The organism is Paenibacillus sp. MAHUQ-63, from assembly GCF_028765165.1.
In the GTDB taxonomy this organism is placed as follows: domain Bacteria; phylum Bacillota; class Bacilli; order Paenibacillales; family NBRC-103111; genus Paenibacillus_E.
In genome coordinates this window covers 1,528,323-1,553,022 of record NZ_JARADB010000003.1, presented here as the reverse complement: position 1 = coordinate 1,553,022, position 24,700 = coordinate 1,528,323, and the positions used below count along the sequence as shown (strand labels likewise).

Here is a 24,700-nt window from a genome sequence, read left to right as displayed (position 1 = left end):
TAGGCGCGCCTTGAAATGAATTTGTTATATGTTATAATAGAATGGTTATAATGAGCGTAACGTGAAAACTATGTCATCGTACATTTTTGGAAGGGGAAAGCATAAAATGAAAGCAAGTTGGGAAAAAATAGAGAAGAACGTAGGCGTTCTTGAAGTGGAAGTTGGCGCTGAGCGCGTCGCAGATGCACTTGATAAAGCATTCAAAAAAGTATCCGCGAAAGTGAATGTTCCAGGATTCCGTAAAGGTAAAGTGCCGCGTTCGATCTTTGAAGCTAAATTTGGCGTTGAAAGCCTGTACCAAGATGCACTGGACATCATTTTGCCAGAAGTATACGTACAAGCGATTGAAGAAGTCAAAATCGAGCCGGTTGACCGTCCGGAAGTTGACGTTGAGCAATTCGGCAAAGGACAAGCTCTGAAATTCAAAGCGAAAGTTACAGTGAAGCCGGAAGTTACACTCGGCGACTACAAAGGCATCGAAGTTGAAACTGCAGATGCGAATGTAACGGACGAAGAATTGGACAGCGAGCTTTCCCGTCTGCAACAACGCCATGCTGAGCTGGTCGTTCTTGAAGAAGGACAAGCAGCGAACGGCGACGTTGTCGTACTCGATTTCGAAGGCTTCGTTGACGGCGTACCATTCGAAGGCGGCAAAGCGGAGAAATACTCCCTTGAGCTTGGCTCCGGCTCCTTCATCCCAGGTTTCGAAGAGCAGCTAGTTGGTCTTGGTAAAGACGAAGAGAAAGACGTTGAAGTTTCTTTCCCTGAGAACTACCACTCCGAAGAGCTGAAAGGCAAAGCGGCTGTGTTCAAAGTGAAAATCCACGACATCAAACGCAAAAACTTGCCTGAGCTTGATGATGAGTTTGCCAAAGACGTGAGCGAGTTCGATACGCTTGCCGAGTACAAAGAAGACCTGAAAAACCGTCTTCAAGAGCGCAAACAACAAGATTCAGAGGCTGCACGTGAAACAGCTGTTGTTGAGAAGGCTGCAGCAAACGCTGATGTAGAAATCCCGGCTTCCATGGTAGAAGCAGAGCTTGATGTAATGGTGAAAGAATTCGAAAGACGTCTGCGTTCCCAAGGCATGACGCTTGAAATCTACTACCAGTTCTCCGGTCAAAACGAGAGCGCGCTGAAAGATCAAATGAGAGAAGACGCGGCTAAGCGTGTTCGCAACAACTTGGTTCTTGAAGCTATCGCTGCCGCTGAGAACATCACAGTTTCCGATGAAGAAGTTGACGCGGAACTCGAGAAATATGCTCCTTCTTACCAGAAAACAACTGCAGAGCTTCGTGAGCTGTTTGCTTCCAACGGCAGCTTGGAAGGTCTGAGCAACGATCTTGTGGTCAGAAAAACGGTGAACTTCCTGCTCGAAAATAGCAAGCATGTTTCCGCAGCAGTATAAATAAGGTTAGTAAAGGCACGTACGTAAGCAACGTGCCTTTCTTTTACCCTATTTTAGCTCCCGAACCGTCTCACAAACATAAGCAAGCCCATCCCATACATAGCACGCCTCTGAAAAAATGACTTTGCTGCTCAAACATGTTAAACTGTTACTGAATCCCAATTTGAGAACATGGCTTTGGCCACAAAAGGAGTTGGTACAATGAGTCTTATTCCTATGGTTGTCGAACAAGAAGCACGTGGGGAACGTTCTTACGACATCTACTCACGTCTACTTAAGGACCGCATTATTTTCATTGGAAGCGCCATTGATGATGATGTGGCTAATTTGGTCATTGCCCAGCTGCTCTTTTTATCTGCTCAAGATCCGGATAAGGATATCCACTTATATATCAATTCGCCAGGTGGATCTGTAACAGCTGGAATGGGTATCTTCGATACCATGCAATTTATCAAGCCTGACGTATCTACGATTTGCGTAGGGATGGCCGCAAGTATGGGTTCCCTGCTGCTCACGGCAGGCGCCAAAGGCAAGCGATACGCGCTGCCGAATGCAGAAGTGATGATTCACCAGCCGCTCGGCGGCGTAAGAGGTCAAGCGACCGATATAAAGATTCACGCGGATTGGATTATCAAAACAAAGCAAAAACTCAACCAGATTTATGTGGATCGTACGGGACAGCCGCTTGAAAAGATCGAAAGAGACACCGACCGGGATAACTTTATGAGCGCTGAAGAAGCGAAGGCATATGGGTTAATCGACGAGGTTATCACTCGAAACGACTTGAAATAAAGGAGTGATCCCATGTTTAAATTTAACGATGAAAAAGGCCAACTCAAATGTTCCTTTTGTGGAAAATCTCAGGACCAAGTGCGCAAGCTTGTTGCGGGTCCGGGAGTTTACATTTGTGATGAATGTATAGAGCTTTGCACCGAGATTGTGGAAGAAGAACTTGGTCACGAGGAAGAACTGGATCTGAAGGATGTTCCGAAACCGAAGGAAATCCGCAACATTCTGGACCAGTATGTCATCGGCCAGGATCAAGCGAAGAAGTCGCTTGCCGTAGCGGTTTATAACCACTACAAGCGTATCAATTCGCAGAACAAGCTGGAAGATGTAGAGCTTCAAAAAAGTAACATCGTGCTTCTCGGACCGACAGGAAGCGGTAAAACGCTTCTTGCCCAAACGCTTGCCAAAATCCTGAACGTGCCGTTCGCTATCGCGGATGCAACTTCTTTGACCGAAGCAGGCTACGTGGGTGAAGACGTTGAGAACATTTTGCTCAAATTGATTCAAGCTGCCGATTATGATGTGGAGAAAGCCGAGCGCGGCATCATCTACATCGATGAAATCGATAAAGTAGCGCGCAAATCCGAGAATCCGTCCATTACGAGAGACGTTTCCGGTGAAGGCGTTCAACAAGCATTGCTGAAAATTCTTGAAGGTACGGTAGCTTCCGTTCCACCGCAAGGCGGCCGCAAGCATCCGCATCAAGAGTTTATTCAAATCGATACGACCAATATTCTGTTTATTTGCGGCGGTGCCTTCGACGGCCTGGAGCAAATCATCAAACGCAGAATCGGTAAAAAAGTGATCGGCTTCAGCACGGACGGTGCCAAAGTCGATTTGAAACCGGGCGAGTACTTGTCTATGGTGCTTCCGGAGGATCTGCTCAAATTCGGCTTGATTCCGGAGTTCGTAGGACGTCTGCCGGTTATCTCCACTCTGGAGCCGCTGGATGAGGCTGCTCTCGTTCGGATTCTTTCCGAGCCGAAGAACGCGCTTGTGAAGCAATACCAGAAGATGCTGGAGATGGATAACGTTTCGCTCGAATTCGACGCAGAGGCGCTTGACGCCATTGCCAAGGAAGCGATCAAACGGAACACTGGTGCGCGCGGTCTTAGAGCGATCATTGAGAGCATTATGCTTGATGTGATGTTCGAAGTCCCTTCGAGAACGGATGTATCCACTTGTGTCGTATCCAAGGAAACGGTCCAAAACAAGCTTGCTCCTGTATTGACGACCAAGGACGGTTCGACAGCAGGCAAGAAGAAAGAAGAAAGTGCGTAACCCATAATTTCATAAACGAACACACAGCCTCCAATCCGGTTCCCTTCACAGGGAATTGGAGCGGAGGATGTTTGGTGTCATGGGGAGAGAAACCATAATGTTCCATAGAAAAGACACACGTCCCGTTCGCGTAGGCAACTTGACGATCGGCGGCAGCAACGAAGTGATCATGCAAAGCATGTGTACGACCAAGACGGCGGATGTGAAGGCGACAGTAGCCGAAATTCATCGCTTGGAAGAAGCGGGCTGTCAATTGGTTCGCGTCACGGTGAACAATAAGGAAGCGGCCGAGGCAATTAAAGAGATTAAGAAACAGATTCATATTCCGCTAGTTTCCGATATTCACTTCGACTACCGGTTGGCGCTTGCTGCGATTGAGAACGGTATTGATAAGGTTCGTATCAATCCGGGCAATATCGGCCGCCGGGAGAAAGTGGAGGAGGTCGTGAGGGCTTGTAAGGAACGCGGCATTCCGATTCGGATCGGAGTGAACGCAGGCTCGCTGGAGAATCATCTTCTCGAGAAGTATGGATACCCGACGCCTGAAGCGATGGTAGAAAGCGCATTGTTCCATATCAATATTCTGGAAGAGCTCGATTTCCACGATATTATCGTTTCGCTCAAAGCCTCGGATGTACCGATGGCCATCGCGGCTTATTCGCAGGCGGCCAAGGCTTTCAACTATCCGCTGCATCTTGGGATTACGGAAGCGGGGACCCTGTTCACCGGCGCGGTGAAGAGCGCTGCGGGAATCGGTACGCTGCTCCATATGGGCATCGGCAACACGCTGCGTATCTCTTTGAGCGCAGACCCGGTGGAAGAGATCAAGGTTGCGCGCGAGCTGCTCAAAACGTTCGGTTTGATTACGAACGCAGCTACCCTGGTGTCTTGTCCAACCTGCGGACGCCTCGACATCGATCTGTTCTCGATCGCCAATGAGGTGGAGGATTACATCGCGAAGATCAAGGTGCCGATTAAAGTATCCGTTCTAGGCTGCGCCGTCAACGGCCCTGGCGAAGCACGTGAGGCCGATATCGGAATCGCGGGAGCGCGCGGCGAGGGAATGCTGTTCCGCTACGGAGAGATGATCCGTAAAGTGCCGGAAGCCGAGCTGCTGAGCGAGCTGAAGCGAGAGATCGACGTTATCGTCAAAGCCTATGAAGAAACAGGCGTTATTCCCGGTCGTAAGCACTAATCATTCATGAACCTATCAGCCGTTATACTTGCCTCTTGGAGGTGAAGGTAACGGCTTTTTTGTTATTCTTCTGGCGCATATTTCAGCGGCATACGTAGCATAATGAGATAAACTGGAAATTTGCTCGCACCACGAACTCACGATCATTAAGGAGAATACCTCATGAACATGCTCAAAAGAATGAAACCAAGACGCCACATTTCCCTGGCTGCAGCCGTTAGCCTGTTTTTGCTGCTGCTGCCGGTGCATACGGGAGCTTCGCAACCGAGCGAACTGGGACCCTCTTCTCCGGCCGTCGAGACCAAAAGCAAGAAGGTGGCCATCGTCATTGACGATTTCGGCAACAACATGGAAGGCACCGCCGAAATGCTCGACTTGCCGATCCCCTTCACGGTTGCCGTGATGCCATTCCTTCCGTCCACGAAACAGGATGCCCAGCTGGCCCATGATAAAGGGCATGAGGTCATCCTGCATCTGCCGATGGAGCCTGTGCGCGGCAAGAAGAGCTGGCTGGGCCCGGGTGCCCTCACAACGGACTTGTCCAGCGATGAGATTCGCAAGCGAATCGTAGCGGCTGTCGAGGATGTCCCTTATGCGATCGGGATTAACAATCATATGGGCTCCAAGGTGACGGCTGACGAAAGAATCATGAACATCTTGGTCGATATATGCAAAGAGAGAAACTTGATCCTTCTTGACAGCCGCACGTCGCCCAAAAGTCTGATTGGGAAGCTGGCTTCCCGCAAAGGGGTACCATTTTCAGAAAATCAGTTGTTTTTTGATGATTTGTATACATACAGCCATATCAGTAAACAGATGGTGCGGTTCAAAAAGCTTGTCCACGACAGAGATTTGGTCATCGCCATCGGCCATGTAGGCCCTCCGGGGAAGAAGACGGCTAGTGTAATTAAAGAAGCTATTCCTTCGATCCAAAAGGAAGCAAGCTTCGTGCCCCTTTCCCAGACGGTGAGCCTTGGAGGGAAGACGTTCTAGCTGGCGATTGGGTCATCGCAAAGAATTGATCCACGGCGCGTGCAACGGCTTCGGCAAGCTTAGCCTGGTGATGCGAGCTGTTCAGCAGCTTACGGTCCGATTTATTGGATATAAAGCCGAACTCGATGATGACGGAAGGGCATTTCGTATTCCGGAGCACATAATACTTTTTGCCGAGAATAGGCAGGTCTTCCGTTCCATATACGCGGTTGAGCGAATTTTGAAGAAGATTGGCCAGCAGAATGCTTTCCGATTGATTTTGGTGAAAAACGAGCGGCCCTCTGCGGTCGGGTTTGCCGGACCAGTTGATGTGCATGCTGAGCATCATTTTGGGTTTGATCGTATTGGCGATGCCGGAACGCTGCGCCAAGTCTTTGCGGTGCCTGCTGCCAACGGACCACTTATTATCCGTACTTAGGGCATAATCCTCCGTCCGGTTTATGACGACCCGATATCCTCTTTTCTGCAAAAGCTTATATGTTTTTTTGGATATGGCCAGATTCATATCTTTCTCATCATATTTGCCGAATCTGGCCCCGGTATCAATACCGCCATGACCGACATCGATCAGTACGTCGGCATAGGGCAGAAGCGGGTTGCCTGCCAGAGCATAGGCTTCTGAACCTGCTGTGCAAAAGCAAAGTAGGAGTACGAACATTGTTAATAGCCGCTTCAAAACGCCACATCCTTTTGCATGATGATCTGTACTTATCCTTCTTCTTGGAGAGGGCGATCATACGTCATCCAAAAGTTTGCATGGATTGGATTAACCTTCTTTTACACGGGAATAATGGAAGTTATCGCTAAGGTTTACGAAGGAGGTACGACAAATGAGTTTAAGTATTGTTTTGATGGTCATTCAAGTGTTCTTTGCGGTTGTAATCGGGCTGTATTTCTGGAATTTGCTGCGTAACCAACAGACGAACCGTACTGCTGTCGATAGAGAGTCGAGGAAAGAATTGGAGAAGCTGAGAAAGCTGAGATCGATCTCGCTAACCAAGCCGTTATCGGAGAAAACAAGACCATCCACCATGCAGGATATCGTTGGCCAAGTCGAAGGGCTGAAGGCTCTGAAAGCCGCGCTATGCGGACCGAATCCGCAGCATGTCATCATTTACGGGCCTCCGGGTGTCGGGAAGACGGCCGCAGCGCGCGTCGTTCTGGAAGAAGCGAAGAAGAACCAGGAGTCGCCGTTCCGCCCGGACTCCAAATTTACAGAAATTGATGCGACGACGGCGCGCTTCGACGAGCGAGGCATTGCCGATCCGCTGATCGGTTCGGTGCATGACCCGATTTATCAAGGCGCGGGAGCGATGGGCGTTGCCGGTATCCCGCAGCCGAAGCCAGGCGCTGTAACGAAAGCCCATGGCGGCATTTTGTTCATCGATGAAATCGGTGAATTGCACCCAACACAAATGAACAAATTACTAAAGGTGCTGGAGGATCGGAAAGTATTTCTCGAGAGCGCTTATTACAGCTCCGAAGATACGAATATTCCAGGCTATATTCACGATATTTTTCAAAACGGACTTCCTGCGGATTTCCGTTTGGTAGGGGCGACGACGCGTACGCCGAGCGAGATCCCTCCGGCGATTCGTTCCCGCTGTATGGAGATTTTTTTCCGTCCCCTTCTGCCGGAAGAGGTTGGGGAGATTGCCCGCAAGGCGCTCGATAAGATTGGCTTCAAAAAATGCGAAGCGGCCGTTCAAGTCGTCATGAAGTATGCGACGAACGGAAGGGAAGCGGTCAACGTGATTCAGCTTGCCGCAGGTATTGCTTTATCGGATAAAAGAGATGAAATTACGGCTTCCGACATAGAATGGGTTGTAAATTCATCGCAAATCCCTCCGAGACCGGAGCGCAAAGTGCCTGCCCAGCCGCAAGTCGGCTTTGTGAACGGGTTAGCGGTGTATGGCCCTAACTTGGGAACCCTGCTGGAGATTGAGGTTTCGGCGATTCCTGCCGCTCCAGGAACAGGGAAGTTCAACATTACAGGTGTTGTCGATGAAGAGGAAGTGGGAGGAGGCTCCCGCACCATTCGCCGCAAAAGCATGGCGCGCGGCTCGGTGGAGAACGTGCTGACCGTTCTGCGCAAGCTTGGCTTCAACACCTCCGATTATGACCTGCATATCAATTTCCCAGGCGGCGTGCCGATCGACGGACCTTCTGCAGGCATTTCCATGGCGACAGCGATTGCCTCTGCGATACATAGAATCCCGGTAGACAATAAGCTGGCCATGACGGGAGAAATGAGCATCCACGGGAAGGTGAAGCCGGTAGGCGGCGTGGTGGCGAAGGTGGAAGCGGCGTTCCAGGCTGGAGCGACGAAGGTGATTATCCCGAAAGAAAATTGGCAGGAGATGTTTACGGATCTGCCGGGCGTTGAAGTCATTGCCGCTGACTCCATTGAAGAAGTGTTGATGACAGCGCTGGGTATCGAGCTGCATGATAATGTGATTCCGATGCCTTATGCCGCAGATCGCAACATTGCCTCCTCATCGCTGCCGATTTTGCATGCGAATCCACAGCATACGATCGATTCGTAGTGAGCTTATCCTGCGATACATTTTGAACCTCACACGTTTTGTCAGGGTGCCAATTGGTGTTTTGTTTGCAGTTTTGATAAAATGTAAAAGCAACGAATTAAAATGATTACAATCATGAGAGACTTTGGGCTGGGCTCAAAGCTCCCTATATATGGAGGTGCAGAGGATGGGACCCGGAAAAATCAAGATGCGCAGATTGCCGCTATTGCCTCTGAGGGGACTGCTGGTTTATCCGAGTATGGTTCTACATCTGGATGTAGGGCGAGAAAAGTCGGTTAAAGCACTTGAGCGGGCAATGGTGGATGACAGCATGATTCTCCTCTGCTCTCAATCTGAGATCAACATTGAAGAACCTTCCAAAGAGGATATTTACCGCATCGGGACGATTGCCAAAGTGCGGCAAATGCTGAAGCTTCCGAATGGAACGATCCGCGTATTGGTCGAAGGCGTGTTGCGTGCTGAGATTGTAGAGTACCTCGTGAATGATGAATACTACGAAGTTACCGCCAAGGAGCTGCCGGAGCAAGAGACTACCGATCCTGAGATTGATGCGCTCATGCGTACGGTATTGAATCAATTCGAGCATTACATCAATTTATCCAAGAAGGTCACCCCGGAGACGCTGGCGGCCGTTTCGGATATCGATGAGCCGGGCCGATTGGCGGATGTCATCTGCAGCCATTTGTCGCTCAAAATCAAAGATAAGCAGGATATCTTGGAGACGGTTGATGTTCGCGAGCGCCTTGAGAAGATGCTGAATATTCTGAACAATGAGCGCGAAGTGCTTGAGCTGGAACGCAAAATCAGCCAGCGCGTGAAGAAGCAGATGGAGAAAACGCAGAAGGAATACTACCTTCGCGAGCAAATGAAAGCGATCCAGAAGGAGCTCGGCGACAAAGAGGGGCGGGCAGGCGAAGCCGATGAGCTGCGCAACCAGCTCTCGGAAGCCGAGCTGCCGGACAAAGTACGGGAGAAGGTCGAGAAGGAAATCGACCGCCTGGAGAAGATGCCGGCGACTTCCGCTGAGGGCGGCGTCATCCGCAACTATATCGATTGGCTGCTGGGCTTGCCTTGGTCCAAGTCGACGGAGGATGATCTTGATCTGCAGCGAGCGGAAGAGATTCTCAATGAAGATCATTTCGGTCTGGAGAAGCCGAAGGAGCGGGTGCTGGAGTACTTGGCCGTTCAGAAGCTGGTCCAGCAGCTCAAAGGGCCTATCCTGTGTCTCGTCGGCCCTCCCGGAGTCGGGAAGACGTCCATTGCCCGTTCCATTGCCAGATCGATGGGCAGACAGTTCATCCGCATCTCATTGGGCGGTGTCAGAGACGAAGCCGAGATTCGCGGCCACCGTCGAACGTATGTCGGCGCGATGCCCGGCCGGATTATTCAAGGGATGAAGAATGCAGGTGCGAACAACCCCGTCTTCTTGTTGGATGAAATCGATAAGATGGCGATGGATTTCCGCGGCGATCCTGCGTCGGCCTTGCTTGAAGTACTTGATCCCGAGCAAAACAGCACTTTTAGCGATCATTTCATTGAAGTACCGTTTGACTTGTCGAATGTCATGTTCGTGACAACGGCGAACGCCGTTCACAACATTCCGCGTCCCTTGCTGGACCGTATGGAAGTTCTCTACATCCCGGGCTACACGGAGATTGAGAAGCTGCAAATTGCAAAGAAATACTTGCTGCCTAAGCAGAAGCGTGATCACGGTCTGCAGGAAGACCAACTGGTTGTCGACGATGCCGCTTTGATGAAGATTGTACGCGAGTACACACGCGAAGCCGGCGTACGGAACCTGGAACAGCAAGTTGCGGGCATGAACCGCAAAGCGGCCAAGAAGATCGTATCCGATCCCTCGACACCGGTTCATGTGACAGAAGAGAACTTGAAGGATTATCTGGGACCAGTCAAGTTCCGGTATAACGTAGCGGAAGAGAAGGACCAGATCGGAGCCGTGACCGGGCTTGCCTGGACGGAAGTCGGCGGCGACACGCTGGTCATTGAAGTTACCGTAATGCCGGGAACAGGCAAGCTCACTTTAACGGGGAAACTCGGTGACGTTATGAAGGAGTCCGCCCAGGCGGCGTTCAGCTATACGCGTACGCGGGCTGATGTGCTCGGCATTGCACCTGATTTCCACGAGAAGAATGATATCCATATTCATATCCCGGAAGGCGCGATTCCAAAGGACGGTCCGTCCGCAGGGATCACGATGGCGACGGCTTTGATCTCGGCGCTAACGAATATCCCGGTCTCCAGAAGTGTTGCGATGACGGGCGAAATTACGCTGCGCGGCCGCGTACTGCCGATCGGTGGCTTGAAAGAGAAAGCCCTGGCAGCTCATCGGGCCGGCATTCGTACCGTCTTGCTGCCGCAGGATAATGAGAAGGATATCGTCGAAGTACCAGAAAGCGTCCGCGAAGAGATGACCTTCATCCCGGTGAGCCATATGGATCAAGTGCTCGAACATGCGCTTGTGAAGAACAGGCCGCCCGCTCATGTCGGATAACCATAGAAAGTAGTTGAATCAAAGTGAAAGTCAATCAAGCTGAATTCGTCATCAGTGCGGTTGGACCTAGCCAATATCCACAGGATGCCTTGCCGGAGATTGCTCTGGCAGGGCGTTCTAATGTCGGGAAATCGTCTCTTATCAATTGTATGATCTCCCGCAAAAATTTGGCCAGAACCAGCTCGCAGCCGGGGAAAACCCAAACATTGAACTATTACCGGATCAATCAGGACTTATATTTCGTCGATCTTCCCGGATACGGCTATGCCAAAGTATCCAAAACGAAACGGGAGCAGTGGGGCAAATTCATTGAAAGCTATTTGCTGAACCGTGAAACGCTGCGGCTTGTCATGCAGTTGGTCGATCTCAGACATCCGCCATCCAAGGATGACCAAGCGATGTATGAGTGGCTGAGACATCATGATGTCCCGGTACTCGTCGTGGCGACCAAAGCGGACAAGATTCCCAAAAGCCAGTGGCCCAAACACCTTAAGATCGTGCGGGAAACGCTCGGCATGGATAAAGGGGTTCAGCCGCTGCTGTTCTCTTCAGAGCTCACGCTAGGCAGGGACGAACTGTGGGGTATTCTCGAGGGCGCCATTGCTTACGGAGAGGATGGACCCGCGACTGCACTGGAGACAGCTCCTGCTGCAGCCAGCGAACATAATGATCTTAAAGAGCCGTCCTGATTCATGGGGCGGTTTTTTGTGTAAATAAGAGAAGGAAGCCATAAGAGCGAGGAAATCAAAAAGAAGGATACAGGAAAGTGAGGTTTTCTGGGGAAAATTTGCTGGCATTCCGTATTTCCTTGGTTTTTTCAGAATATTTGGCGGATTATCATGAAATGTACGCAGGAATATTAGAGACGCATGTAGTATAATATAAACAAGGTAATTGTTCATCGCTTGAAAACAAAGAATCGAGGGATTTTTATGGCACAAAGGTTAGCGACTGAATATGTCAAGACCTGCCTCCAGTTAACAGAAGCCGAGATGTTCAGGTTTTTTCAAATGTTCGTGGATCACCAAGTGACTTTGCAAGTGAAAGTTTTGGAAAACGGCAACCAAGAGGTTGTGTTCCAAGACGGCGCAGGTCAAGAAATCGTCCTTTCATTTGAGAAGAAATCGGGCCTATATGAATGTACAGGATCCTGCAGATTAAGTAATACTTTATTGGCTAATTTAATGCGCAAAGCCGTATCCGAGTTCAAAGGCAGCGCCAAGGTGAACCGCATTTACCCCGGCTATACAATGGTTTACCACTATGAACGCGGTACTGTCGTTAAGATCGAAGAAGTCAAAGGACAAGTGTTGACTGTCATTTATGAGTACAGAGACACTATCGGTCTGATGCAGGAAATGTTCGAAAAGAAAGAAGTCGAGCAAGAGATCGAAATGATCTACGACCAAATCAACCATCTTCTGGACCTGCGCAACATGGTGCAGGATCAAGGGGAACATCAACAGATCGACACACGCCTGGGAGAACTTACACATCGTTTGTTTATCCTGGAGGCATAACAACCACATATACGCACTAGATGAAGGACCCGGTTTCGGGTCTTTTTTGTGTCTTTTTTACGACTTTTTGCCTGGAATGAACAACTGAAAGAGCTTCGTCATACATTAGATATTGCGTGTCGGGATGAGAAGGCGCTTGGCAAAAAAAACTATTGCATTTCTCGTCGATAGATGTTATTTTTATTCTCGTTGAAACAATATAGGAACCAGGATTCACTCAGGACATTGAATGTTGCGAGAGATAATACCCTCGGGAAGTGAATGACGTAGGTCCTAGCGGATGAAATTTTTACACACATTTTATTCCTAGGAAGGGGGAACCGAAAGATGGAAACTGAATACTCAACTTTCGGAAGACACGTTGCTGTTGATACTTGGGGGGTAGATTTCGAACTTCTGAACAATGCAGAATGGTTGCAGGCTCAGATGATTGAAGCTGCCGAGGTATGCGGAGCAACCGTACTATCTGTACAATCCAAGCAATTTGAACCACAAGGCGCAACTGTACTTGTTATGTTGTCTGAGAGTCATCTCTCCATTCACACGTATCCTGAGAGAGGTTTTGCCGCGCTGGACTGTTATACTTGCGGCGAGACGGTGGACCCGCAATTGGCCATTGATTTTATGGTATCCGTATTGAAACCAGAAACGTTCCATGCGAAGAAGCTAGTTCGCGGCATGGGTGAATTGCAAGTTGAAACTCCTGAAATTAAACTGGCAGAGCTCGTGAAATAACAATCTGCCCATCATAATAAACGATAGCCACGGAGCAAATCCGTGGTTATTTGTTTGTCCCTGCGCCCATACAATGTTATTGCGGCAGCTGTCCAAGCAGATGTCCGATCACATGTCCGATTAAGGAAGCGGGGATTGCGCAGTGAGACGAAAATTAACGAGAAAAGCCATCCTGTACAGTATCGTCATCTTTCTCATCATCTGGCCGATTTATCAATTGGTTCAGATGATCGGGCCGCATAAAGAAGAACATGACGCGACGCATCTGCTGTATCAAGTGTCGTTGTTCCAGATGGAGCTGCTGAAAAGCTACTTGGAGGAGGCTTCGAAGAGCAAGTCGACCGATGAGCTCGATGCCAGCGAACTGGCGCTGTATTCGGCAGGCTTCGCCCATGAGCGGCTTGTGCTTGCAGCTGGGGGATCGGAGTTCCTGACGCCGCTCTCAAGTATTACGCAGCTATCCCAATATCTTCAGCGCCTCCAGGTGGGTGGAGAACGAGCGCTCAAGCCGGAGGAACAACAGATTTTGAAGGAAGCCGCTACCCAGTATAAAAGCATGTACGATATTTATGAGAAAATCATGGCATCCAATGGAGATATCGTCACTTCCCAGAACGATAAGCTGGCTAAGCTGGATACGGATTTGACAACCTTTCTGCGTAAAAAGCTGCTTCAATAAATTGGTTCTAATCCCTGTGAAGGTATATAGGAGCCGATTGCTGTTAAAACTAACGAGCAGACGAAGCATTCATAAATTATACAAAAAATTTGTCGGATTGCAGGAGTTGCTGTGCTATAATGATACATAGAAATCGAATGAAAGGCAGGTGGTACCTTTGCATATTATCGCAGTCGGCTTGAACTACCGGACGGCTCCGGTTGAAATTCGGGAGAAATTCGCTTTTTCAGAGCAGGATTTACCGATCGCATTGACAGAATTGAAAGAGACGAAGAGCATCTTGGAGTGTGTAATTGTCGCCACCTGCAATCGCACGGAATTTTACGCCGTTGTGGATCGGGCACAGATGTGCAGTCACTATTTGACACATTTCATTGAACGGTGGTTTCAAGTTCCCAAGGATCAGTTTCAGAAACATTTATATATGTATGAAAATGAGAAGGCGGTTGAGCATCTTTTCCGTGTAACAAGCGGGTTGGATTCGATGGTAATCGGAGAAACGCAAATTCTCGGACAAGTGCGGGATGCTTTTTTATCGTCCCAAAAAATGAAAGCAACGGGCTCGTATTTCAATACGCTCTTCAAGCAATCGATCACTTTGGCCAAGAAGGCTCATTCCGAAACAGGCATCAGCAACAATCCGGTTTCCGTCAGCTATGCTGCCGTTGAGCTTGGCAAGCGTATTTTCGGTTCTTATATGAACAAGACCGTCATGATTATTGGCGCCGGGAAGATGAGCGAGCTTACCGTGAAGCATCTATACGCCAACGGTGCGAACAAGGTGATCGTGGTGAACCGCACGTTCGAGCGCGCGGCCGAGTTAGCCGCGAAGTTCAATGGGGTTCCCAGCACGATTGAAGACATGCCCAAGCATTTGCCGGAAGTGGATATTATCATCAGTTCCACAGGCGCTCCAGGCTATGTGCTGACCAAGAGCAACATTCAGTCGTATGTCCAAAAGCGGAAATCACGTCCGCTCTTCATGATGGATATCGCGGTTCCTCGGGATCTGGATCCGCAAATCAGCGAGCTGCCGAACGTGTTCCTGTATGACATCGACGATCTGGAGCACATCGTCGACAAGCATTTGCAAGAGAGAAAGAAAGAAGCGGCGAAGATCGAGACGATGATCGGCTCGGAGATCGGCGTTTTCGAGCAATGGACCCGGACGCTTGGCGTGAGTCCCGTTATCAACGCCCTTCAAACGAAAGCGAGCCAAATCCACGAAGAGACGATGGAGAGCATGCTGAAGAAGCTGCCCGACCTCGATGAACGTGAAATTAAAGTTATTCGTAAATTAACGAAAAGCATCGTGAACCAGGTACTGCGCGACCCGATTCTCCGCATTAAGGAGATGGCGGGAGAACGCCACGGGGATGAAGCGCTTGAACTCTTCACGAAGCTGTTCGCCCTCGAAGAGACACTCGAGCAGCAAGAAGAAGCCGATCAGTTAGCACAAGCACAGGAAGCTGGGAACAAAGCGCTGGAAGCCAAGCAACTGCTGGAAGACAAGCTGTCTGTACGCGGTTTGCAGGCTGCCGATGTTCTGGCGAAAACTTGAGATGAAGGCGCTAATCGCCTGGGAGAGGTGCCATGGTAACTCGTAGCTGGTTATTTGATGCGATGATCTATATGTATGCCCTGAGCCTATTGTTTTACTTTTCGGATTTCGCGAACGCGAACCGAAGCGCAAAACGGATGGGGACGGGGCTGCTTTTGTTTGTATGGGCTCTACAGACCGCTTATCTGGGCATCAATTTGTATGGCCATTTGACGGAATGGGCGTTTGCCCGCTCCGACGTACTTTTCATGTTCTCGTGGCTCATCGTCACGATTTCATTAATCGTCAACCGGTTTTTCCGTATTGAATTGTTTGTTTTCTTTGTGAATGTGCTCGGTTTCGCCATCCTGGCACTGAATGTTTTTGGCAATCCTCACGTAACGCCGATCAAAGCCGATTGGGACGTCAATGACGAGCTATTATTTATACATATTTCGCTCGCGATCGGCAGTTACGTGGCCTTTTCCATCGCAGCCATCTTCTCCTGCATGTATGTATTTATGCACAATATGCTGAAAGCCAAGAAGTTCTCACAAACCGTGATGCGTCTGCCTTCCCTGGAGAAGATCGAGCATTACACGTACTTCTCGGTCATTATCGGCGCCCCGCTGCTCTTGCTGGCACTAAGTCTGGGCGTGGTCTGGGTCGTGCTGGAAGGCGATCATAACCTGCTCTACGATCCGAAGGTCATCAATTCGTTCTTTGTTTTGGCGGCTTATGCGTTCTACTTGTTTCAACAGAAGTCGATGCGGATCTCCGGCTACAAGCTGGCCGCGTGGAATCTTGCAGCTTTCTTCATCGTGGTGCTGAATTTCGTTGTCTCCAATTTCTTTTCCGGATTTCATGACTGGATATGGAGTTGATGATCATGAAGCATCCTTATCCCATTATGGTTAATTTGGCCGGCCAGCACTGTCTGGTTGTCGGCGGCGGAGCAGTCGCAGAGCGCAAAGTGCTCTCCCTGCTGGATGCCGGGGCCAACGTTACCGTTATCAGCGAACAATTTACGCCGGGCATTGCTGTCCTAGAACAGCATTCCGGCGTAGTTCTGCACAGGCAGACGTTCCATCCGTCTATGATGACGGGCGAAAGTTTATATCCCTATGCGCTGATTGTCGCCGCAACGAACGACGCTCAAGTGAACAAGAGCGTGTTCGAGCTGGCATCGAAGCAGGGCAAGCTGGTCAATGTAGTCGATCAGCCTGAACTGAGCACATACATTCAGCCGTCGGTGGTGCGCAGAGGGAAGCTGGTCATCGCCGTATCGACCGGTGGGGCAAGCCCGTCCGCCGCAAGGAAGATCGCCCGCGACCTGGATCGCGATTATGGCGAGGAATATGCCGTTTATCTTGATTTCCTAAGCGAGGTGCGGCAGCTCGTTCAAAGCCAAATAAGTGATAAACAAGCCAGACAGCGCATGTTCAAAGAAATGCTGGAATGGGATGTGCTGGCAAGAATACGAGACGGCACGTTCGAAAGCTGGAAGGACAAGCTTTTCCTTGCGATAGAGAGTGAGCCGTGGCCGGATGCTTCGTCCGGTCAGGCGGAGACAGACCGGGCTTCCTGGTCAGCGATACAAGATTTCGGGCAGCGAGTATAGGAGGCGGGTATGAGATGAGAACCATTATTGTAGGAACCAGACAAAGCGCATTGGCCTTAACGCAAACCGGGCAGGCGGTAGAGTCCTTGAAGCAGCTTGCTGCGGAGCACGGGATTGAATGCCAATTCGAGATCAGGAAAATTGTTACCAAAGGCGACCGCATCCTGGATGTCACTTTATCCAAGGTTGGCGGCAAGGGCCTGTTCGTCAAAGAGATCGAACAGGCGCTCATGGACGGCGAGATCGATATGGCCGTCCACAGCATGAAAGATATGCCCTTCGAGCTTCCGGAAGGGCTGATCGTGGGCGCGATACCGAAGCGCGAAGATCCGCGCGATGCGCTGATCACACGGGGGTATCGCTCCCTGGCCGAGCTGCCGCAAGGCGCGCTCGTCGGAACGAGCTCGCTGCGCCGCGCCAGCCAGCTGCAGCATCTTCGCCCGGACCTGCGGATCGAATCGGTCCGCGGCAATATCGATTCGAGGCTGCGCAAGCTCGAAGAGGAGAACTTCGATGCGATTATGCTGGCCGCGGCCGGCTTGCACCGGATCGGCTGGCAGGATCGCATCAGCGCGTACTTGCCGCCCGAGGAGTGCCTCCCTGCCGTAGGGCAGGGGGCGCTCTGCATCGAGTGCAGGGGCGGCGACGCCTTCATGCTGGACCTGCTGGGCAAGTTCCAGCATGCGCCAACCGCGCTCGCTGTGCGCGCGGAGCGGGCTTTCCTCGGCAGACTCAACGGAGGCTGCCAGGTGCCGCTAGGCGCTTACGCGAGCGTTAGCGAAACAAACAGCGCCGGCGAAGCGCCGCTGTTGACGCTAACCGGCATGGTCGGTACGCCGGACGGCGCGACCATGCTCAAGGAAACGGCTTCCGGTACCGATCCGGAAGCGCTAGGCCAGCTGATTGCCGATAAGCTGATCGCCCAAGGGGCTGAACGCATTTTAGCCGAGGTAAGGGAGTGAGCCGCGTGAACCAAGGAAGAGTCTATCTCATCGGAGCGGGTCCCGGAGATCCCAAGCTCATCTCGATTCGCGGCATGGAAGCCATCCAGAAAGCGGACGTCATCGTGTACGACCGCTTGGCCAATCCTCGCTTACTCAAACATCGCAGACCGGAGGCCGAGCTGATATTCGTCGGCAAGCTCCCGGACAAACATATATTAAAGCAAGAAGAGATTAACCATTTGCTGCTGGATCTGGCCCTGCAAGGGAAAGTCGTGGCACGTCTCAAGGGGGGCGACCCCAGCGTATTCGGCCGCGTCGGCGAGGAAGCGGAATTGCTGGCCGATCACGGGGTCACCTTCGATATCATTCCGGGCATTACGTCCTCGATTGCCGTGCCCGCTTACGCCGGAATTCCGGTCACGCACCGTAACTTTACATCGTCCTTTGCCATTATTACAGGCCATGAATATCCGAACAAGACGTATTCCGGACTGGACTGGGAGAATTTGGCCAAGGCGATCGGCACGATGGTGTTCTTGATGGGTGTCGCCAATCTGGAGCAGATTTGCCGGGAATTGCTGCGCTGCGGCAAGTCGCCGGAAACGCCGGTCGCGCTTGTCCGTTGGGGAACTTGGGCGGACCAAGCGACAATCACGGGAACTCTATCCGATATCGCCGATAAGGTGAAAGCGGCCAACTTCCAATCTCCGGCGGTGATTATCGTCGGCGAGGTCGTCAAGCTTCGCGAGAAGCTCGCATGGGTCGAGAAGAAGCCGCTGTTCGGGCGGCGCATTCTGGTTACCAGAGCGAGAAGCCAGGCAAGCGAGCTTGTCGATTTGATAGACGAGATGGGCGGAGAAGCGGTTGAGTTTCCCGTTATTCGTCTGCAGCCGCCGAGCCGCCCCGAAGCGCAGCAAGCGCTGGATGAAGCTTTGGATGAGCTGCCATCCTTCGACTGGATCGTTCTGACCAGTGTGAACGGCGTGGAGTTTTTCTTCAGACGGCTGCGGGAGCGGGGCATCGATGTGCGCAGAATGAGCAACGCCCGCATTGCCGCAGTAGGTCCCAAGACAGCCGAGGCGCTCGCAGACCGGGGTATTCTGGCGGATGTGCTGCCGGCTCAGTTTCAGGGCGAAGGCATCCTGGAAGCCATTCAAGACGATTTGCAGCCGGGGCAGAAGGTTCTTCTGCCGATAGCCGATCTGGCGCGCGATTACTTGCCTGTGAAGCTTCGCGAGGCAGGTCTGCACGTAGCGGAGGTTGATCTGTACGAGAATGTGCTGTCAACGGAGGACGGCGAGGAAGTTATTTATTTGCTTCAGAACAAGAGCATTCATATCATTACTTTTACAAGCTCATCCACCGTTACGAATTTGATTGAAGCCCTTGGTAAGCTGGGGGTTGAAGACCCGGTAACGCTGCTGCAAGGCGTGGAAATCGCTTGTATCGGTCCCAAAACCGCAGAAACGGTACGCCGGTATGGGCTGCCGATCACGTATATGGCCGAGGAGGCTACGGTAGCTTCGCTCGTGCAAAGCATGATTCAAACCCAATAAAAGCATTCATAAGGAGGCGGAATTCCTGATGAGTTTCCCTGTTGTTCGTAACCGCCGCTTGCGCGGTAATGCAGCCATTCGCAATTTAGTTCGTGAAAATCAGGTCACGGTGAACGATTTGGTCCAGCCGATTTTCGTCACGCACGGCACGAATGTGAAGTCGGAGATTCCTTCGATGCCTGGCGTATTCCATCTATCCCTCGACATGCTGAAAGCGGAGATCGACGAGATCACGTCTCTTGGCATTCAAGCGATTCTGCTCTTCGGCGTTCCCGATTACAAGGATGCAACCGGCACGTCCGCGTATATAGATAACGGCATCGTGCAGCAGGCTACGCGATTCATCAAAGAACTGAACCCGAACCTGCTGATTATTGCCGACACCTGCCTATGCCAGTATACGGACACAGGCCACTGCGGCGTCATTCATCATCATCCGGTAACGGGCGCAGCCGATGTCGCGAACGATCCTTCCCTGGAGCTGCTCGTTCGTACGGCGGTTTCGCAGGCCAAAGCGGGAGCGGACATCATTGCTCCGTCGAACATGATGGACGGTTACGTGCATGCGATCCGTTCCGGCCTGGACGAAGCGGGCTATGAGAATACGCCGATCATGGCTTACTCCGTCAAATACGCGTCGGCGTATTACGGTCCATTCCGGGATGCGGCGCATTCCACACCGCAATTCGGCGATCGCAAAACGTACCAGATGGACCCTGCGAACGGCAGAGAAGCGCTGCGTGAAGCGGAAAGCGATGTCGTTGAAGGCGCCGATTTCCTGATGGTGAAACCGGCTCTTGCGTATATGGACATCATTCGGATGCTCAAAGACAATTTCGATCTGCCGGTCGTTGCCTATAACGTCAGCGCCGAGTATTCGATGATTAAGGCTGCTGCGCTGCAAGGCTGGGTGAACGAGGAAGCGATCGTGATGGAGACGATGCTCAGCTTCAAGCGGGCAGGCGCCGATATCATTTTGACTTACTTCGCCAAAGATATTGCCCGTTATTTACAAAACAGCTAAATTGGATATGAAGAACCATTCACCCTAGAAGGCCAGCCGCGCAGTTTCCCGAGGAAATTGAACCGCTGTGCAGCTAGTTGCGGGATGGTTCTTTTGTCATACATTTGTCGCAAAACGTAAGCTTACGTCGGTTGTGACAGGGGTATAATTAGGGCATAATGGATGAGAATAGATGGAAACCAGAGGAAGGTGCCTCATGAGCTACAACGACAATTTTATTAAAGCATGCCGCAAGGAGCAAGTAGATACGCTCCCGGTCTGGTATATGCGTCAAGCTGGAAGATACGATCCGGATTACCGCAAAATTAAAGAAAAGTATTCGCTGCTCGAAATTTGCAAACAACCCGAACTAGCTGCCGAAGTCACCCTGATGCCGATTAAGAAGCTTGGTGTGGATGCGGCGATTTTATATTCCGATATTATGAATCCGGTTGCTTCGCTAGGTGTCGATTTCGATATCGTGAAAGACGTCGGGCCGGTCATTCATACGCCGGTGCGTACGGCGCAAGACGTCGAACGACTGCGGCCGATTGATGTGGATAAGGACTTATCCCATATCATCGAGACGATTCGCATTTTGGACAGAGAGCTGGAGGTTCCGCTCATTTCATTCGCGGGTGCTCCGTTCACGATAGCCTCTTATTTGATCGAAGGAAGGCCTTCCAAAAGCTATATCCGTACGAAAGGGCTCATGTATGCCGAGCCTGCGGTTTGGTTTGCCCTTATGGACAAACTCGGGGATATGGTCATCACTTATTTGAAAGCCCATATCGCAGCAGGCGCCAAAGCGGTTCAGGTGTTCGACAGCTGGGTGGGCGCGCTTTCGCCTGCCGACTTCCAGGTGTACGTGCTGCCGACGATGGAACGCATCTTCCAAGAGCTGTCGCATTTGAAAGAGCCCAAAATTTATTTCCCGGGCGTCAGCTCAGGCGAGCTGCTTCCTTACTTGACCCATCTGCAAGCGGATGTCATCGGTTTGGATTGGCGTATTCCCATTTCAGTGGGCCGTGAGCGCGTCGGCGACCGCTTCGCCGTGCAAGGCAACCTGGACCCTTATGTACTTACGGCTCCGATGTCTGTGATTCAAGCGCAAGCGAAGGCGATAATGGATGAAGGCATGAAGAAGCCCGGGTATATTTTCAATCTGGGGCACGGACTGTTCCCGGAAGCTTCCTTGGAGAAGCTGAAAGAGCTCACCGCCTACATCCATGAGTATTCACATTCCGTATTAACTCAACAAGCAGAAAAGAGTGGTGTTTAGGATGACCAAACGTCGAATCGGTGTTTTAGTCATGTCCTACGGGACCCCGGAAAGTCTGGATCAAGTCGAAGCCTATTATACGCATATTAGACGCGGTCACCCGCCGACTCCCGAGCAGCTGCATGAATTGACGGCACGCTATGAGGCCATCGTGGGCGGGTTCTTCCCGCTGCGGGAGAATACGAACAAGCAGGTTCAAGGTCTGGAGGATACGCTGCGCAGCGAGCATCCGGAAGTGGAATTCGTATGCTATCAAGGCTTGAAGCATGCGCAGCCTTACGTTGAAGACGGCGTCGAGCAGATGGTGAAGGACGGCATTACAGAAGCTGTAGGCGTCGTACTCGCTCCGCATTACTCGACGATGAGCGTCGGTGGCTATGTCAAGAGAGCGAAGGAAAAGGCCGAGGAGCAGGGGCTGTCCATCAGCTTCGTGCTGGACTACCATCTGCACCCCAAGCTGGTAGAAGCTCTAAGCACGCGGGTGGAGAATGCGCTGGTGAAATTCACGGATGCGCAGCGAGCGGACATTCGGGTTATTTTCACGGCGCATTCTCTGCCTGAGAAAATTCTCGAGATGAAAGATCCGTACCCGGATCAACTGCTGGCAACATCGAAAGCCATTGCCGATCGCGTCGGCTTGACGAATTGGCAGTTCGGCTGGCAGAGCGCAGGGCAAACGGCCATGCCGTGGCTCGGTCCCGACATTCTCGATGTGCTGCAGCAAATCCGCAAGGAAGAAGGCGTGAAGAACGTTCTGCTATGCCCGATCGGTTTCGTATCCGATCATCTTGAAGTGCTTTACGACATCGATATTGAAGCGCAAGCTTTGGCTAAGGAGCTTGGACTTCACCTGGAAAGAACCGAATCGCTGAATACCGATCCCCTCTATATGCAAACGCTGAGCGATGTCGTTCATAAGAAATGGCAAGAGACGAACGGTGCGTCATGAGTGCCCCCATTCCTCATTACATGATTATTGGCGGGGGGATTACCGGACTTAGCGCCGCGTACTACTTGAAGAAACGGTTGGAGTCGGAAGGAAAGCCGTTCCGCCTCTCGGTCGTCGAGAAGTCTCCGTCATTCGGCGGAAAGATCCGGACACTGGAGAAGGAAGGCTTCGTCATTGAGAAAGGGCCGGATTCATTCCTGGCCAGGAAGCGCCCTATCATCGACTTGGCTTACGACCTCGGCATTGAGAACGAGCTGACAGGTACGAATCCCAAGGCCAAGAAAACGTACATTGTCCGCCAAGGCAAGCTGCACCGGATGCCGCCGGGTCTCGTGCTTGGGATACCGACGCAGATGACGCCCTTCATGAAGACCGGACTGATTTCTCCGATGGGCAAAATGCGGGCGGCCCTCGATCTCATTCTGCCGAAGCGGGAGATGACGGCGGACGAATCGCTGGGTCATTTCCTGGAGCGGAGGTTAGGGAAGGAAGTGCTGGAACGCATCGTCGAGCCTTTGCTCGCCGGGATTTATGCCGGCGATACGTTCCGGCTCAGCTTGAAATCGACGTTCCCGCAGTTTCGCATGATGGAACAGAAGAACCGAAGCTTGATACTCGGCATGATGGCGAGCCGCAAGAACGTGACCGAAGAAACGGCGCACCTGCCTGCCGCCGTTAGGCATTCGGTGTTCGTTACGTTCAAAAAAGGGCTGCAAACGATGGTAGACCGTCTGGTTCATGCACTGGAATCTGCGGATTTGCGTACGGGTACTGGGGTTGCTTCGGTGCGCAAGTCGGGAGCGCAATCGGAAGTGATTTTCGAGGATGGGCACAGCGAAATCGTTGACGGGGTTATTGTGACTTCGCCTACGTTTCAGGCGGCCCGGATGCTGGCCGATCTGCCGGCTGCCAAGGAACTGGAGCGCATCGATTATATCTCCGTAGCGAATGTCATCATGGCGTTCGACCGTCAAGACATTCCGTTCGAGCTCGATGCTTCGGGCTTTCTCGTTCCGAGAACCGAAGGAAGTACGATTACGGCATGCACGCTGACTTCGGCGAAGTGGCTGCATACGGCTCCGGAAGGCAAAGTGCTGCTCAGATGCTATATCGGGCGGTCCGGAGAACAGGAGTGGCCGGCTTGGTCGGACGAACAGTTGATCGCCAAGGCGCGGCACGATCTCAAGCAGCTGCTCGGGTTGACCGCAGAGCCCCGATTCGCGGAGGTCACCCGATTGATGCATTCCATGCCTCAATACCCGGTCGGACATCTGGAGAAGGTTGCAGCTTTCCGGGAGGAGCTTGCGGCAGCGATGCCGAACGTGCTCGTTACGGGTGCGGGCTTCCATGGCGTCGGCCTTCCAGACTGTATCCGGCAGGGCAAAGAAGCCGCATGGCAGCTGGCCGACCAAATCCCTACCGCTGCTCGCGAAGGAGCTGTAACGGTTTAACGAAGCTTGGCCAGATCCAGTTTGAAGTCAGACGGGGAGATGGCCAAAATTCGTTTCTCCTCCAAATCGCGGACGACCTGCATGAGGGTCACCTTCTGGACACCGGCCAGCTGGGAGATTTCATCGAAATTCAGCACAAGCTTAATCGTGATCGTATTTCCGTTGCGGATGCCGTGCTTGTTGGCCATTGTGATCAGGCTCTTGATCACGCGCGTTCTTGCATCGAGGAAGGTCAAATCGTAGACCTGCTGGTTCGTATCGCGCAGACGGTTGCCAAGCTCCTTCATGATGCCGAGCGTAATGTCGAAATGGCTGCGCAGCAGGTCAAGGAAGTTTTGCGCCGTCATGGAGAGCAGCACGCACTCCTCCAACGTTTGGGCTGAAGCCGAACGCGGCTTGCCGTCGATCAACGATAATTCGCCGAAGCTTTCGCCGGACTTACAGATCGACAATATTTTCTCCTCGCCGGAGCTGCCGGTCGTGAAGATTTTGACCGATCCGCTGACGACGACGTAAAACACGCTGCCGATCTCTTTCTCGGCGAACAGCACCGTACCGGCTTTATAGGAACGTCTCGTGCAGATTTGCGTAAGCGCATCAAGCTGAGCTTCGTTCAGCTGCGCGAACAAAGGTACTTTTTTGATAAATTCAAGCATGATCGGTACCGCCTTTTTCAAATAGTATGATGTCGACATT

Annotated in this window: 22 protein-coding genes; 20 read left to right on the top strand and 2 right to left on the bottom strand. The window is 51.6% G+C overall.

The window, feature by feature from the left end:
- Positions 1 to 106: 106 nt before the first annotated feature.
- From tig to PUT07_RS22650, 5 genes are all read left to right on the top strand, one after another.
- On the top strand, positions 107 to 1,408 hold the full coding sequence (gene tig / locus PUT07_RS22670) for a trigger factor (protein WP_274470747.1): 1,302 nt from the start codon (positions 107 to 109) through the stop codon (positions 1,406 to 1,408).
- 201 nt (positions 1,409 to 1,609) lie between these two features.
- The gene (gene clpP / locus PUT07_RS22665; RefSeq protein ID WP_029194632.1) at positions 1,610 to 2,200 is read left to right on the top strand and encodes an ATP-dependent Clp endopeptidase proteolytic subunit ClpP; all 591 of its coding nucleotides are present in this window, start codon (positions 1,610 to 1,612) and stop codon (positions 2,198 to 2,200) included.
- Between the two features lie 12 nt (positions 2,201 to 2,212).
- Positions 2,213 to 3,478 (top strand): ATP-dependent protease ATP-binding subunit ClpX, encoded by a 1,266-nt coding sequence (gene clpX, locus PUT07_RS22660; protein ID WP_274470746.1) that lies wholly within the window; start codon positions 2,213 to 2,215, stop codon positions 3,476 to 3,478.
- Between the two features lie 97 nt (positions 3,479 to 3,575).
- Positions 3,576 to 4,673, top strand: coding sequence for a flavodoxin-dependent (E)-4-hydroxy-3-methylbut-2-enyl-diphosphate synthase (ispG, locus tag PUT07_RS22655; protein WP_274470745.1), 1,098 nt, complete (start codon positions 3,576 to 3,578; stop codon positions 4,671 to 4,673).
- A 162-nt stretch (positions 4,674 to 4,835) separates the two neighbouring features.
- Entirely contained in the window at positions 4,836 to 5,666 is an 831-nt protein-coding gene (locus tag PUT07_RS22650; RefSeq protein WP_379240304.1) for a divergent polysaccharide deacetylase family protein, read from the top strand.
- Here the strand turns inward: PUT07_RS22650 and PUT07_RS22645 are convergent.
- Positions 5,590 to 6,342, bottom strand: coding sequence for an N-acetylmuramoyl-L-alanine amidase family protein (locus tag PUT07_RS22645; protein WP_274470744.1), 753 nt, complete (start codon positions 6,340 to 6,342; stop codon positions 5,590 to 5,592). The genes PUT07_RS22650 and PUT07_RS22645 overlap by 77 nt on opposite strands.
- A gap of 154 nt (positions 6,343 to 6,496) precedes the next feature.
- On the opposite strand from PUT07_RS22645, the gene lonB reads away from it, so the two are divergent.
- From lonB to hemG, 15 genes are all read left to right on the top strand, one after another.
- Positions 6,497 to 8,212, top strand: a complete 1,716-nt coding sequence (gene lonB, locus PUT07_RS22640; protein ID WP_274470743.1) for an ATP-dependent protease LonB — start codon at positions 6,497 to 6,499, stop codon at positions 8,210 to 8,212.
- A gap of 166 nt (positions 8,213 to 8,378) precedes the next feature.
- A complete protein-coding gene (gene lon / locus PUT07_RS22635) occupies positions 8,379 to 10,724 on the top strand; it encodes an endopeptidase La (RefSeq protein ID WP_274470741.1) in 2,346 nt (781 codons plus the stop codon).
- Between the two features lie 23 nt (positions 10,725 to 10,747).
- Positions 10,748 to 11,413, top strand: coding sequence for a ribosome biogenesis GTP-binding protein YihA/YsxC (yihA, locus tag PUT07_RS22630; protein ID WP_274470740.1), 666 nt, complete (start codon positions 10,748 to 10,750; stop codon positions 11,411 to 11,413).
- Positions 11,414 to 11,656: 243 nt separating this feature from the next.
- A complete protein-coding gene (locus PUT07_RS22625) occupies positions 11,657 to 12,244 on the top strand; it encodes a non-ribosomal peptide synthetase module (RefSeq protein WP_274470738.1) in 588 nt (195 codons plus the stop codon).
- A 327-nt stretch (positions 12,245 to 12,571) separates the two neighbouring features.
- The gene (gene speD / locus PUT07_RS22620; protein WP_274470737.1) at positions 12,572 to 12,979 is read left to right on the top strand and encodes an adenosylmethionine decarboxylase; all 408 of its coding nucleotides are present in this window, start codon (positions 12,572 to 12,574) and stop codon (positions 12,977 to 12,979) included.
- Between the two features lie 142 nt (positions 12,980 to 13,121).
- Positions 13,122 to 13,658, top strand: a complete 537-nt coding sequence (locus tag PUT07_RS22615; protein WP_274470736.1) for an S-adenosylmethionine decarboxylase — start codon at positions 13,122 to 13,124, stop codon at positions 13,656 to 13,658.
- A gap of 157 nt (positions 13,659 to 13,815) precedes the next feature.
- Positions 13,816 to 15,219, top strand: a complete 1,404-nt coding sequence (gene hemA / locus PUT07_RS22610) for a glutamyl-tRNA reductase (protein ID WP_274470735.1) — start codon at positions 13,816 to 13,818, stop codon at positions 15,217 to 15,219.
- A 32-nt stretch (positions 15,220 to 15,251) separates the two neighbouring features.
- The gene (locus tag PUT07_RS22605; RefSeq protein ID WP_274470733.1) at positions 15,252 to 16,082 is read left to right on the top strand and encodes a cytochrome C assembly family protein; all 831 of its coding nucleotides are present in this window, start codon (positions 15,252 to 15,254) and stop codon (positions 16,080 to 16,082) included.
- A 5-nt stretch (positions 16,083 to 16,087) separates the two neighbouring features.
- Positions 16,088 to 16,819: a precorrin-2 dehydrogenase/sirohydrochlorin ferrochelatase family protein gene (locus PUT07_RS22600; protein ID WP_274470732.1), complete on the top strand. Its 732-nt coding sequence runs from the start codon at positions 16,088 to 16,090 to the stop codon at positions 16,817 to 16,819.
- Positions 16,820 to 16,833: 14 nt separating this feature from the next.
- Entirely contained in the window at positions 16,834 to 17,781 is a 948-nt protein-coding gene (hemC, locus tag PUT07_RS22595; RefSeq protein WP_274470731.1) for a hydroxymethylbilane synthase, read from the top strand.
- A gap of 5 nt (positions 17,782 to 17,786) precedes the next feature.
- The gene (gene cobA / locus PUT07_RS22590; RefSeq protein WP_274470730.1) at positions 17,787 to 19,319 is read left to right on the top strand and encodes a uroporphyrinogen-III C-methyltransferase; all 1,533 of its coding nucleotides are present in this window, start codon (positions 17,787 to 17,789) and stop codon (positions 19,317 to 19,319) included.
- Between the two features lie 28 nt (positions 19,320 to 19,347).
- A complete protein-coding gene (hemB, locus tag PUT07_RS22585) occupies positions 19,348 to 20,343 on the top strand; it encodes a porphobilinogen synthase (protein ID WP_274470729.1) in 996 nt (331 codons plus the stop codon).
- Between the two features lie 196 nt (positions 20,344 to 20,539).
- On the top strand, positions 20,540 to 21,604 hold the full coding sequence (hemE, locus tag PUT07_RS22580) for a uroporphyrinogen decarboxylase (protein WP_274470728.1): 1,065 nt from the start codon (positions 20,540 to 20,542) through the stop codon (positions 21,602 to 21,604).
- 1 nt (position 21,605) lies between these two features.
- The gene (gene hemH / locus PUT07_RS22575) at positions 21,606 to 22,553 is read left to right on the top strand and encodes a ferrochelatase (protein ID WP_274470727.1); all 948 of its coding nucleotides are present in this window, start codon (positions 21,606 to 21,608) and stop codon (positions 22,551 to 22,553) included.
- Entirely contained in the window at positions 22,550 to 24,004 is a 1,455-nt protein-coding gene (hemG, locus tag PUT07_RS22570; protein WP_274470726.1) for a protoporphyrinogen oxidase, read from the top strand. The genes hemH and hemG overlap by 4 nt, the downstream gene beginning before the upstream one ends.
- On the opposite strand, the gene PUT07_RS22565 is transcribed toward hemG, so the two are convergent.
- A complete protein-coding gene (locus PUT07_RS22565) occupies positions 24,001 to 24,660 on the bottom strand; it encodes a Crp/Fnr family transcriptional regulator (RefSeq protein WP_274470725.1) in 660 nt (219 codons plus the stop codon). The genes hemG and PUT07_RS22565 overlap by 4 nt on opposite strands.
- Positions 24,661 to 24,700 lie beyond the last annotated feature (40 nt).

Bases quoted from the DNA above. Each gene is read 5' to 3' on its own strand.
- tig (WP_274470747.1), top strand. From the start codon at position 107: ATGAAAGCAAGTTGGGAAAAAATAGAGAAGAACGTAGGCGTTCTTGAA.
- clpP (WP_029194632.1), top strand. From the start codon at position 1,610: ATGAGTCTTATTCCTATGGTTGTCGAACAAGAAGCACGTGGGGAACGT.
- clpX (WP_274470746.1), top strand. From the start codon at position 2,213: ATGTTTAAATTTAACGATGAAAAAGGCCAACTCAAATGTTCCTTTTGT.
- ispG (WP_274470745.1), top strand. From the start codon at position 3,576: ATGTTCCATAGAAAAGACACACGTCCCGTTCGCGTAGGCAACTTGACG.
- PUT07_RS22650 (WP_379240304.1), top strand. From the start codon at position 4,836: ATGAACATGCTCAAAAGAATGAAACCAAGACGCCACATTTCCCTGGCT.
- lonB (WP_274470743.1), top strand. From the start codon at position 6,497: ATGAGTTTAAGTATTGTTTTGATGGTCATTCAAGTGTTCTTTGCGGTT.
- lon (WP_274470741.1), top strand. From the start codon at position 8,379: ATGGGACCCGGAAAAATCAAGATGCGCAGATTGCCGCTATTGCCTCTG.
- PUT07_RS22625 (WP_274470738.1), top strand. From the start codon at position 11,657: ATGGCACAAAGGTTAGCGACTGAATATGTCAAGACCTGCCTCCAGTTA.
- speD (WP_274470737.1), top strand. From the start codon at position 12,572: ATGGAAACTGAATACTCAACTTTCGGAAGACACGTTGCTGTTGATACT.
- PUT07_RS22605 (WP_274470733.1), top strand. From the start codon at position 15,252: ATGGTAACTCGTAGCTGGTTATTTGATGCGATGATCTATATGTATGCC.
- PUT07_RS22600 (WP_274470732.1), top strand. From the start codon at position 16,088: ATGAAGCATCCTTATCCCATTATGGTTAATTTGGCCGGCCAGCACTGT.
- hemC (WP_274470731.1), top strand. From the start codon at position 16,834: ATGAGAACCATTATTGTAGGAACCAGACAAAGCGCATTGGCCTTAACG.
- hemB (WP_274470729.1), top strand. From the start codon at position 19,348: ATGAGTTTCCCTGTTGTTCGTAACCGCCGCTTGCGCGGTAATGCAGCC.
- hemE (WP_274470728.1), top strand. From the start codon at position 20,540: ATGAGCTACAACGACAATTTTATTAAAGCATGCCGCAAGGAGCAAGTA.
- hemH (WP_274470727.1), top strand. From the start codon at position 21,606: ATGACCAAACGTCGAATCGGTGTTTTAGTCATGTCCTACGGGACCCCG.
- hemG (WP_274470726.1), top strand. From the start codon at position 22,550: ATGAGTGCCCCCATTCCTCATTACATGATTATTGGCGGGGGGATTACC.
- PUT07_RS22565 (WP_274470725.1), bottom strand. From the start codon at position 24,660: ATGCTTGAATTTATCAAAAAAGTACCTTTGTTCGCGCAGCTGAACGAA.